General features: G+C 35.3%; 11 protein-coding genes. 4 read left to right on the top strand and 7 right to left on the bottom strand.

The genetic code is table 11. From position 1 onward, the window contains the following. Window positions 1-23 precede the first annotated feature (23 nt). Window positions 24-863 carry an SAM hydrolase/SAM-dependent halogenase family protein gene (locus tag GW534_RS06180; protein WP_161920186.1) on the top strand — a complete coding sequence of 280 codons (840 nt, stop codon included), beginning with the start codon at window positions 24-26 and terminating at the stop codon, window positions 861-863. A 280-nt stretch (window positions 864-1,143) separates the two neighbouring features. Further along, entirely contained in the window at window positions 1,144-2,604 is a 1,461-nt protein-coding gene (locus tag GW534_RS06175) for a nicotinate phosphoribosyltransferase (RefSeq protein ID WP_161920185.1), read from the top strand. A gap of 55 nt (window positions 2,605-2,659) precedes the next feature. On the opposite strand, the gene GW534_RS06170 is transcribed toward GW534_RS06175, so the two are convergent. Further along, the gene (locus tag GW534_RS06170) at window positions 2,660-3,265 is read right to left on the bottom strand and encodes a CAP domain-containing protein (protein ID WP_161920184.1); all 606 of its coding nucleotides are present in this window, start codon (window positions 3,263-3,265) and stop codon (window positions 2,660-2,662) included. 248 nt (window positions 3,266-3,513) lie between these two features. Here GW534_RS06170 and GW534_RS06165 point away from each other — a divergent pair, with 248 nt between their 5' ends. After that, window positions 3,514-3,720, top strand: a complete 207-nt coding sequence (locus tag GW534_RS06165; RefSeq protein ID WP_161920183.1) for a hypothetical protein — start codon at window positions 3,514-3,516, stop codon at window positions 3,718-3,720. Between the two features lie 228 nt (window positions 3,721-3,948). Beyond that, window positions 3,949-4,905: an oxygen-dependent tRNA uridine(34) hydroxylase TrhO gene (trhO, locus tag GW534_RS06160; protein ID WP_161920182.1), complete on the top strand. Its 957-nt coding sequence runs from the start codon at window positions 3,949-3,951 to the stop codon at window positions 4,903-4,905. Between the two features lie 51 nt (window positions 4,906-4,956). Here the strand turns inward: trhO and GW534_RS06155 are convergent, their stop codons facing one another. The 6 genes from GW534_RS06155 to qoxA form a co-directional block, all read right to left on the bottom strand. Continuing rightward, window positions 4,957-5,646 carry an LrgB family protein gene (locus GW534_RS06155; protein ID WP_246203975.1) on the bottom strand — a complete coding sequence of 230 codons (690 nt, stop codon included), beginning with the start codon at window positions 5,644-5,646 and terminating at the stop codon, window positions 4,957-4,959. Further along, complete coding sequence (locus GW534_RS06150; protein WP_161920181.1) at window positions 5,643-6,110, bottom strand: CidA/LrgA family protein; 468 nt, start codon at window positions 6,108-6,110, stop codon at window positions 5,643-5,645. Before GW534_RS06150 ends, GW534_RS06155 begins: the two co-directional genes overlap by 4 nt. Before the next feature lie 137 nt (window positions 6,111-6,247). Then, the gene (gene qoxD / locus GW534_RS06145) at window positions 6,248-6,550 is read right to left on the bottom strand and encodes a cytochrome aa3 quinol oxidase subunit IV (protein ID WP_161920180.1); all 303 of its coding nucleotides are present in this window, start codon (window positions 6,548-6,550) and stop codon (window positions 6,248-6,250) included. 3 nt (window positions 6,551-6,553) lie between these two features. Then, complete coding sequence (locus tag GW534_RS06140) at window positions 6,554-7,159, bottom strand: cytochrome (ubi)quinol oxidase subunit III (protein WP_161920179.1); 606 nt, start codon at window positions 7,157-7,159, stop codon at window positions 6,554-6,556. Further along, on the bottom strand, window positions 7,144-9,117 hold the full coding sequence (locus GW534_RS06135) for a cbb3-type cytochrome c oxidase subunit I (protein ID WP_161920178.1): 1,974 nt from the start codon (window positions 9,115-9,117) through the stop codon (window positions 7,144-7,146). Before GW534_RS06135 ends, GW534_RS06140 begins: the two co-directional genes overlap by 16 nt. Further along, window positions 9,107-10,066 carry a cytochrome aa3 quinol oxidase subunit II gene (gene qoxA / locus GW534_RS06130; RefSeq protein ID WP_161920177.1) on the bottom strand — a complete coding sequence of 320 codons (960 nt, stop codon included), beginning with the start codon at window positions 10,064-10,066 and terminating at the stop codon, window positions 9,107-9,109. The genes GW534_RS06135 and qoxA overlap by 11 nt, the downstream gene beginning before the upstream one ends. Window positions 10,067-10,207 lie beyond the last annotated feature (141 nt).

Here is a 10,207-nt window from a genome sequence, read left to right as displayed (position 1 = left end):
ACTTAGTATGAGGGGGTATGAAAATGAATCGACCGATAGTTTTTCAAACAGATTTTGGCAGAAGTGATGGAGCGGTAAGTGCAATGTATGGAGTGGCACTTTCAGTCAATCCAACACTTCAAATATATGATTTAACCCATGATATTCCACAGTTTAATATTTGGGATGCATCCTACCGGTTGTACCAAACGATAAATTATTGGCCAGCCGAAACGGTGTTTGTATCAGTAGTAGATCCAGGAGTTGGTTCAAATCGTAAAAGTGTTGTTGCTAAAACAAAATTCAATAATTATGTGATTACACCAGACAATGGTACTCTTACCCATTTAATAAATGAAATTGGCATTACAAAAGCGTGGGTGATTGATGAGGAAAAAAATCGACTTCCAAATTCAGGTGTGTCATATACATTTCATGGACGGGATATTTTCGCTTATACAGGAGCAAGAATTGCTTCAGGTGTGATAAAACTAGAAGACGTTGGTGAAGAAGTCCCAATTGAACAGCTCGTAAAATTACGAATTCCAAAGGTTCAAAGTGAAAATGGAACGATTATTGGAAACATTGATATTTTAGATATTCGTTTTGGCAATTTATGGACAAATATTAATTACGATTTATTTAAGGAATTAAAGGTGAGTTTTGGTGATGTTTTTGAAGTGACGATTGAAAATGGCTCCCGCCAAGTTTATAAGAGTAGGATGAGCTTTGTCCGTACATTTGCAGAAACTCATTTAGGGGATCCATTATTGTTTGTCAATTCCTTAGATAAAATTGGTGTGGCAATTAATCAAGGCTCCTTTGCTAATGCATATGGTATAAAATCAGGAGTGAAATGGCGGATTTGCCTGCGTCCGTTGTAAAATTAAAGTTCTAAACTATGATTTTCTTGAATTGTTATTACCGTTAGAACAAGCAGAGAAAGGCTACGGGGTATTTGATACAAAGCAGGAAAGCTGTATAAAAGTCATTCTGAAACCATAAATATTCTTAAAAATTTATCATTACTTAAAAGCTCGCTTACTAGCGAGTTTTTTTATATCTTTTGTAGAGTTATGAATGAACAATGTTATAATATACATATGAATATATTGTTAAGATAATTAGGATAATGTAAATTTTTCTACTACGGGGGTTAAAGAGTTGAATAGAAAATACGCCGACAATTCTTTGGCTTTACATACGGATCTATACGAGATTAATATGGTTCAGTCATATTGGCAGGATGGAATACATAATAAACGGGCAGTATTCGATGTTTATTTCCGGGAGATGCCATTCGGTAATGGCTATGCCATTTTTGCTGGGTTAGAAAAAATCATTGATTATATCGCTAACTTTAAATTTTCTGATGATGATATCGCGTACTTACGAGAACTTGGTTATCAGGAAGACTTTTTAGAATACTTAAAAACCCTCCGTTTTACAGGTAATGTTCGTTCTGTTGTTGAAGGTGAAATAGTATTTGCTAATGAACCATTAATACGTGTAGATACAACGTTGGCTGAAGCGCAATTAATTGAAACCGCTTTACTTAATATTGTGAATTATCAAACGTTAATTGCTACAAAATCATCGCGAATTAAACAAGTTGTCGGAGATGAACCGATTGCTGAATTTGGTGCAAGACGTGCCCAAGAGATGGATGCCGCAATTTGGGGAGCGAGAGCAGCGGTAATAGGTGGCTGTGGTTCTACATCAAATGTGCGTGCAGGTAAACTGTTTGGAATACCTGTTTCAGGTACGATGGCTCATTCAATGATCCAAGTGTACCATGATGAATATGAAGCATTTTATAAATATGCAAAAGTCCATAAAGATTGCGTATTTTTAGTGGATACATATGATACGTTAAAATCGGGTGTTCCTAATGCTATTCGTGTTGCCAAAGAATTAGGAGATGAGATTAACTTTATTGGTATTCGTATTGATAGTGGTGATCTTACATATTTATCGAAGGTTGCTAGAAAGATGTTGGATGATGCTGGTTTTCCGAATGCGAAAATTTTTGCATCAAATGATTTAGATGAGATAATGATATTAAATTTAAAATCCCAAGGTGCGAAAATCGATAGTTGGGGAATAGGTACGAAATTAATTACAGCCTATGACCAGCCAGCTTTAGGTGCCGTTTATAAATTAGTTGCGATAGAAGAAGATGGTAAGTTAGTAGATACGATAAAAATAAGTGGTAATCCAGAAAAAGTAACGACACCTGGATTAAAACGACTATATCGTATTATTAATAAACATAGTTGGAAATCTGAAGGCGATTATATTGCACTTGAATGGGAAAAACCACAAGAGGAAGAGCCGCTAAAAATGTTCCATCCAGTTCATACATTTATAAGTAAATATGTAACGAACTTTGAAGCGAAAGAATTACATCAAGATATATTCATTAACGGTGAATTGGTTTACGAATTACCAGGGATTAGTGAAATAAAAAAATACGTTGATGAAAATTTAGATTTATTATGGGATGAATATAAGCGAACATTAAATCCTGAACAATATCCAGTTGATTTAAGTCAAGCTTGTTGGGATAATAAGATGGCCAATATTGAAAAAGTGCGACAACAAGTTGCCATGTTAAAAAAATAATTTTAACAAAAAAAGAGTGGAGGAATGATTCCCCACTCTTCTCGTATTGGGCGCTTTATTTTCTAATGAATAATTGTGTCCAGTAATGTCCACCAGTACCGCCTTTAGCATAGCCTACACCTATTTCAGTAAAGTTCGCACTTAATATATTAGCTCGATGTCCCGATCTATTCATCCATGATTGAACAACGGCTTGTGGCGTGCTCTGGCCCATTGCAATGTTTTCCCCGGCTGCAGAATAACGGATCCCATAATTTTGAATCATTGTAAACGGACTACCATATGTTGGAGATGTATGAGAAAAATATCGACGATCCCGCATATCCATACTTTTATGTCTTGCGACTCGAGATAATTCCCAATTATGTTCTAAAGGTTTTAAACCGCGTTTTGCCCGCTCATGGTTAACAAACTTAACAACTTGTGTTTCAAAGTTTTTCTCTGAGATGTCTGGTATCGTTAATTTTTGATTTGGATAAATTAAAGCAGGATTTTTAATATGTGGATTCGCACGTATAATTTCACTCAATCCAACTTGGTGCTTCATAGCGATTTTCCACATACTGTCTCCAGGTTTAACGATATATGTTGTTTGAGCGTATGTCGAAGTCGGAATTAAAAGAGTAAGCATTATAATAAATAAAATAAATCTTTTCCTCATATGAAACCCTCCTTTTCCTTCATTAATCTACCCTTTTTGCGAATATGTAGTATGGAAAATATAGAAACAAGAGGGTAAAAAAGCTGTTTTAAAAAAATATTTCAAAAATATAGATAATTATAAATTTTACAAAGAAAACCCTTTCAATTCTGAGGGTTGTCATGTATAATGAAAATATGAATATTCTGTGAACAAAAGGTGAATATTTTTTGAACGAGTAATATAAAATTAAATAAGGAGGTTGAATGATGGGTAAATTTTTAGCTTATTATTGTCTTGGAGCAGGGCTTTATTGCATGATCGCCATTATTATTGGAGTAATGTCTGGTCAAGTATTAAGTACAGCGTTCTTATTGTTTTTAGGTGCTGCAAACTTCCTTATATTTTATTTAGTAAAAAAAGAAGAGCAAACGAAAAAAAGACGTCCAAAATTACGGCTAATAATAACAAAATAAATGTGCGGGTCATGCTATTGAAGTTTATATAAAAACTTTAATAGCTATTTTTTTCTTCGAGTTTAAAATGATTTTGCTTAGGAAAGGAATAAAAATAGTAACAATACGATTATCCATTTTAGTTGGAGAACATTACTAAAACAAAAATATGTTAAACACTATACAAACTATGTTAAAATAAAAAACAGTGACATTATATTTGGAGTATAAGGGAGCGAATTTTAAAAAATGGATTATCGAGTATTACTATATTATAAATATGTAGATATTGAAGACCCAGAGACTTTTACTCAAGAACATTTACAGTTCTGTAAAGATTTAGGCTTAAAGGGTCGTATTCATATTGGTTATGAAGGCATTAACGGGACTGTTTCAGGTACTGTTGAACAAACAAACAAGTATATGGAAGCAATGAAACAAGATCCACGTTTTAGCGATATGGTATTTAAAATTGATGAAGCAGAAGGTCATGCTTTCAAAAAAATGCATGTGCGTTTCCGTAAAGAAATTGTAAACTTAAGTTTAGAAGAAGATATTGATCCGAATGAACTAACAGGTCATTATTTAGAACCGAAGGAATTTTTCCAAAAGATGCAAGATCATAATACGGTTGTAATCGATGTGCGGAATGATTATGAATATGATTTAGGTCATATTCGTGGTGCGATTCGTCCTGATGTGAAAACCTTCCGTGAAACTCCTGAATGGTTCCTTGAAAATAAACATTTATTTGAAGGTAAAACAATTTTAACTTATTGTACTGGTGGAATACGTTGTGAGAAATTCTCCGGCTGGTTAAAGCGTGAAGGTTTTGAAGACGTTTATCAATTACATGGCGGAGTTGTTACTTATGGTAAAGATCCTGAAGTAAAAGGTCAAATGTGGGACGGTAAATTATACGTCTTTGATGAACGTATTGCTGTACCAGTTAACCAAGTGGAACATGTTGTAGTTGGCCGTGATTATTTCGACGGTGAGCCATGCGAACGCTATGTGAACTGTGCCAATCCAGAATGTAATAAACAAATTTTATGTTCTGAAGAAAATGAGTATAAATATTTACGTGGATGTACTCATGAATGTCGTGTTCATCCAAGAAACTTATATGTAAAAGAACATGGTTTAACTGATGAGCAAATTAAAGAGCGCTTAGCAGCAATTGGTGAAGAATATATTAACGCTTAAATGAAAAAAGAGGTTTTCCTTTTATATGGGAAGCCTCTTTTTTATCTTTTATTAAAATAATAAGATAAACATTAATGGGATTAAAAAGGAACTAAATATTGCTGATAAAATCATTCCTGTCGTGCTAATTGAACCAGTGGCTTTACCGTACTCTAACGCTTTTGCTGTACCGATTCCGTGTGAAGCATTTCCGAAGCTCATTCCTCGCGCCAAGTCACTTTTAATATTAAACCATTTGAAAAGATAAGGACCGATGATAATACCTGTAAAACCCGCCATCATAACAAAAACGACAGTTAATGAAGGAATGCCACCGATTTGATTTGCTACTTCTATTGCAACTGCATTCGTAATTGATTTTGGAATCGCCGATAGAGTAATCTCCTTTGAAAAACCGGCTAGAAATAAAAAAGCTGATACTGAAATGATATTTACAATTATTCCTATCATAATACATGAAATTATAATTTTAAAATGTTTCATAATAAGACTAATATGTTTGTATAAAGGGTAAGCTAAAGCAACAACGGAGGGACCAAGTAATTCATGAATCCATTGCCCACCAAACATATATGTATCGTATGAAATGTGAAATAGCTGGAGGATAATAATAACTGCAATGGTCGTAATTAAAGCCGGGTTTAAAATAGGAAGTCGGAATTTATTATATAATTTAGTTGCAATCATATAGATACATATAGTCATTAAAATGAAAAAAATGGTTACTATTATAATTTTCATGCCGTAAAATGATCCTCCTGTTCTACTGATTTTTTACCCCACTTTTCAGCGACAAATCCAGAGCTTAACATTACAAGAACCGTACTTAAAATCATGAATAAAATGAGTAACCATCCTTTCCCTTGGAAAATATGGAAGTAATTCATAATGCCGACAGTTGCAGGTACAAAAAGCAATGTCATAATCGATAATAAAAAGTTAGAACCATCCATAATCCATTTTTCTGGAATGACCTTTGCAATTAGAAGAATAAAAAGTATTAATAGACCGATAATACTACCAGGGATAGGGATTTGAGACCAGGCTTGTATTGCTTCTCCTAGTTTACAAATAATGATAATCACAGCTACTTGGATTAAAATTTTCATCGCTTTTTTCATATGAATCTCTCCCGTTAAATAAACGATACTTAAATTTGCTAGTAAACCTGTCAGTCCCGTAAAAACTGATTGAATCCAGTACATATATGAAGTAATGTTGTTAGTACTTTATATAATTAACAACATAATATGATTTGCAGGTAATTTCAATAAGAAAGATTTCAAAAAAGGCAAAAGAAAAAAGAACGCTGAGAAATTAGCGTTCTTTTTATAAAGGTTAATTATCCGATTGGGTGTCCTGCAGTCATAACCCAGATGGATCCAAACACAACTATAATACCCATGAAGATTGCATATACTGTGTGAACAACTTTTGCATCTCGATCTTCACCTTCAGACATATGCATGAACATGAAGAGTTGTAATCCAGCTTGAATGATAGCAAAGATTGAGATTATCGTCCATTTCATTGATGTTGCTAAGGAAGATTCTAAAACAATCCAGACAGCTGCAAATGTAAGAATTAACCCTAAGACATAACCGACGATATTACCTACACCAGATGCATGTGTTTTGCTACTCATAGCTTACATCAACCCTCCTAAGTAAACGAATGTGAAGACGAAAATCCAAACAACGTCTAGGAAGTGCCAGTAAATACTCCAGATGTGTACTTTACTTGCTGTGAAAGCAGTAATACCTCTTTGAGCTAACTGAATTGCTAAGATGATACCCCAGAATAATCCGAATGTAACGTGGGCACCGTGTGTTCCTAGAAGTGTTAATAAGCTTGAACCGAAAGCACTAGTTTGAATTGCTAAACCAGCGTTCACATAGTGAATAAATTCATTGATTTCCATAACAAGGAAACCTAAACCGAACAGAAGAGTAATTGCAATCCAAACAATTGCTCCTTTTACATTACCTCTACGCATAGATGTAATTACATAACCACATGTAAAGCTACTTGTTAATAAGAGAACTGTTTGAATAACAACGTCTTTGATAACAAATACCTCAGGACCTGCCGGACCATCACCAATACGGTCATGGTAAACGCCATATAGAGCAAATAATGTTGCGAACAAAATAATTTCTGCTGCGATAAAAATCCAGAATCCTAATATATTCATTTTTCCTAGTTCCGACTGATATTCAGTCGGAACGGAATAATTTGTTATTTTGCTTTCCATTGTTGTTCACCCCCGCCTTTGCGTTCTGTTTCGATTACTTCCTTCGCCGGGATATAGTATCCTTCGTCATAGGATGTGAAGGAGTTTATGGCCATTCCTAAGAATGGAAGAGCTAGAGATGCAATTGCTAAAGCTTGGAATTCCCAAACGAACAAGAATCCAGAGATAAAGAATGCGACAAACATATAGAATGGTAATCCAGAATGACTAGGCATATGAATATCTTTAATTTCTTTTTCATCAAAAGCTAAGGCTTTACCAGTTTCTTTTCTGTGCCATACTTCATCAAGTGCTTCAACTTTAGGGATTACTGCAAAGTTGTAAGCTGGTACTGGAGTCGGTACTAACCATTCTAATGTTCTACCTGTACCCCAAACATCACGATCTGTAATACGTTTTTCTTTCAATGAACTGTAAACCATATTGATTACAAAGAAGACTACACCAGCTGCAATGAGTAACGTTCCGATGAAACTTAGCATGTATAATGGTCCAAACCCTGTTTCTGCAGAGTAAGTGTACATACGTCTTGCTGCTCCGTCTAATCCAAGGAAGAACAGTGGGAAGAATGATAAGTTAAATCCGACATTGAATAACCAGAAATGCCAGTTTCCAAGTTTATGGTTAAGTTTGAAACCAAAGAACTTCGGCCACCAGTAATAGATTGCCGCGAATACTGCGTAAACAACCCCACCAACTAATGTGTAGTGGAAGTGAGCAACTAGGAATAATGTATTATGATATTGGAAGTCGGCGGAAGCCATTCCAAGCATAACCCCTGTTACCCCACCAATTAAGAATGTTGGGATAAATCCAAGTGCCCATAACATTGGCTGTTCAAAAGCAATTCGTCCTTTACGCATTGTAAAGAGCCAGTTAAATAATTTAATACCTGTTGGTACCGCAATTGCCAGAGTTGTAATTGAGAATACAGAGTTAACTGTTGGTCCTACACCCATTGTATAGAAGTGGTGAACCCATACAAGTAAACTAAATACAGAGATTACGATAACAGCCCATACCATTGAATGGTAACCGTATAGACGTTTCTTAGAGAATGTTGCAACGACTTCAGAGATAATACCGAATGCCGGTAGGACAACGATATAAACCTCTGGGTGAGCCCATAACCAGAATAGGTTTGCCCACATCATATCTAGACCACCGTCTGCAACGGTAAAGAAGTGAGAACCGAATACACGGTCTAACATACCTGCAAGTAAAGCAATTGTGAAAATAGGGAAAGCAATAATCATGATTAAACATGTGATTAGCGTTGTCCAAGTAAACATTGGCATTTTAAATAATCCCATACCTGGAGCACGCATTTTTAAAATTGTTACCATAAAGTTAATGGCAATAATCATTGAACCGAATCCAGAAATCTGAAGTGCTACATAGTAATAGTTGTTACCGATACCTGGTGTGAACTCTTTACCTGCTAATGGGAAGTAAGAAGTCCAACCTGCATCCGGTGAACCACCAACTAGGAATGCGATGTTATATAGAACTGCAGCAGCCGTTGTAATCCAAAAACCAAGCAAGTTTAGTTTAGGGAATGCAACGTCTCTTGCTCCGATTTGTAATGGTACTACGAGGTTCATAATACCGAATAGAATAGGCATTGCCATGAAGAAAATCATGATTGTACCGTGTGCCGAGAATACTTCGTTAAAGTGTTGAGAACTTAAGAATGTGTTTTCTGGTACAGCTGTTTGATATTTCATCATTAACGCATCGATACCACCACGTACTAGCATTACAATAGCGAGTACGATGTACATGATGCCGACTTTCTTAGCGTCAGTGGAAGTTAACCATTCTCTCCACAACCAACCCCACTTTTTAAAGTAGGTTAGCCCAGCGACAAGACCAATTGATGATACAATCAAGCCGATAAAAGTCCAAAACATTATCGGTTCTTCAATAATTAATATTTGATCCCATTTAATGTCCACTATGGCCACCTCCGTTTTCATTTTCATTTTCTGGTACTTCTGCAGGATCATGGAAGATCTTACCTGGGTATCCATGTCCGCGATATGCTTCAGGGTTTAAAATTCTTTCGTTTGCATTACCACCATGTTCAGCGTGGTTAATCCATTGTAAGTGTGTGCCTACATATGTTTCTCTTCCAAGATGTGATGGTTGAAGTTTTTCATAATATTCTTCTTCAGTTAATTCAGGAGCATGTGCATGTACTTCCTCTACCCAAGCATCAAAGTCTTCTTGAGAAACTGCTTCGACACTAAACTCCATTTCTTGGTAACCTTCACCGTTAAAGCTTGTATTTCTACCAAAATATTCGCCTTCTCTTTCAGCTACAATTGGTAATTCTGTTTCCATGTTCGCCATTGTATATTTTTGACCAGCTAATTGTGGAATCCAGAATGACTGCATTGTTCCTGCAGAAGTTAATTTAAAAATAACCGGACGTTCTGTCGGAATTGTTACATAGTTAATTGTTTCAATGTTTTCTTCTGGATAACTGAATATCCACTTCCAGTCAGCGGAAGTTACATGAATCACTAGTGGCTCTTGATCTGCATATTCTGCTGGTACTTCTTCAAGTGCGTATAGTGATTTCACTGTAGGAACTAGTAAAATTACAACAATTACGATTGGAATTAAAGTCCAAATTACTTCAATTACTTTGTTACCTTCTTCTTGTGGAGGCATATAATCTTCGTTATCTGGACGAGCTCGATATTTCCATACAAAAACTATAAATAGTGCGAGTACTACTACTACGATAAGCCCGATCCAGATAAGTGACCAGTTGATGACGTCTGTAATAATTTGCGCCATCGGTCCTGCTGAATCAAAGACAATCAATTCACAGCCGCTTAAAAATAGTACTGCTAAAAGTAAGCTGGCTGAAAGTATGAGGCCTTTAAGCTTTTTCATACAACTCTCCCTTTCTATTAATTGTTTGTAAACTTAATAGGTAATATTTTTATAAGTTCACATTTTTGACAAAATGTTTTCACAAAATTGTCAAAAATGTTACTTATTTCACAAAACCTCAAGTAATACTTTGTAAAGGTT

The organism is Pallidibacillus pasinlerensis, from assembly GCF_009996845.1.
GTDB classification, from domain to species: domain Bacteria; phylum Bacillota; class Bacilli; order Bacillales; family Caldibacillaceae; genus Pallidibacillus; species Pallidibacillus pasinlerensis.
Note: the sequence above shows the minus strand (reverse complement) of the source record. Positions and strands in the feature narration are given on the sequence as shown.

Bases quoted from the DNA above. Each gene is read 5' to 3' on its own strand.
- GW534_RS06180 (WP_161920186.1), top strand. From the start codon at position 24: ATGAATCGACCGATAGTTTTTCAAACAGATTTTGGCAGAAGTGATGGA.
- GW534_RS06170 (WP_161920184.1), bottom strand. From the start codon at position 3,265: ATGAGGAAAAGATTTATTTTATTTATTATAATGCTTACTCTTTTAATT.
- GW534_RS06165 (WP_161920183.1), top strand. From the start codon at position 3,514: ATGGGTAAATTTTTAGCTTATTATTGTCTTGGAGCAGGGCTTTATTGC.
- trhO (WP_161920182.1), top strand. From the start codon at position 3,949: ATGGATTATCGAGTATTACTATATTATAAATATGTAGATATTGAAGAC.
- GW534_RS06155 (WP_246203975.1), bottom strand. From the start codon at position 5,646: ATGAAAATTATAATAGTAACCATTTTTTTCATTTTAATGACTATATGT.
- GW534_RS06150 (WP_161920181.1), bottom strand. From the start codon at position 6,110: ATGTACTGGATTCAATCAGTTTTTACGGGACTGACAGGTTTACTAGCA.
- qoxD (WP_161920180.1), bottom strand. From the start codon at position 6,550: ATGAGTAGCAAAACACATGCATCTGGTGTAGGTAATATCGTCGGTTAT.
- GW534_RS06140 (WP_161920179.1), bottom strand. From the start codon at position 7,159: ATGGAAAGCAAAATAACAAATTATTCCGTTCCGACTGAATATCAGTCG.
- qoxA (WP_161920177.1), bottom strand. From the start codon at position 10,066: ATGAAAAAGCTTAAAGGCCTCATACTTTCAGCCAGCTTACTTTTAGCA.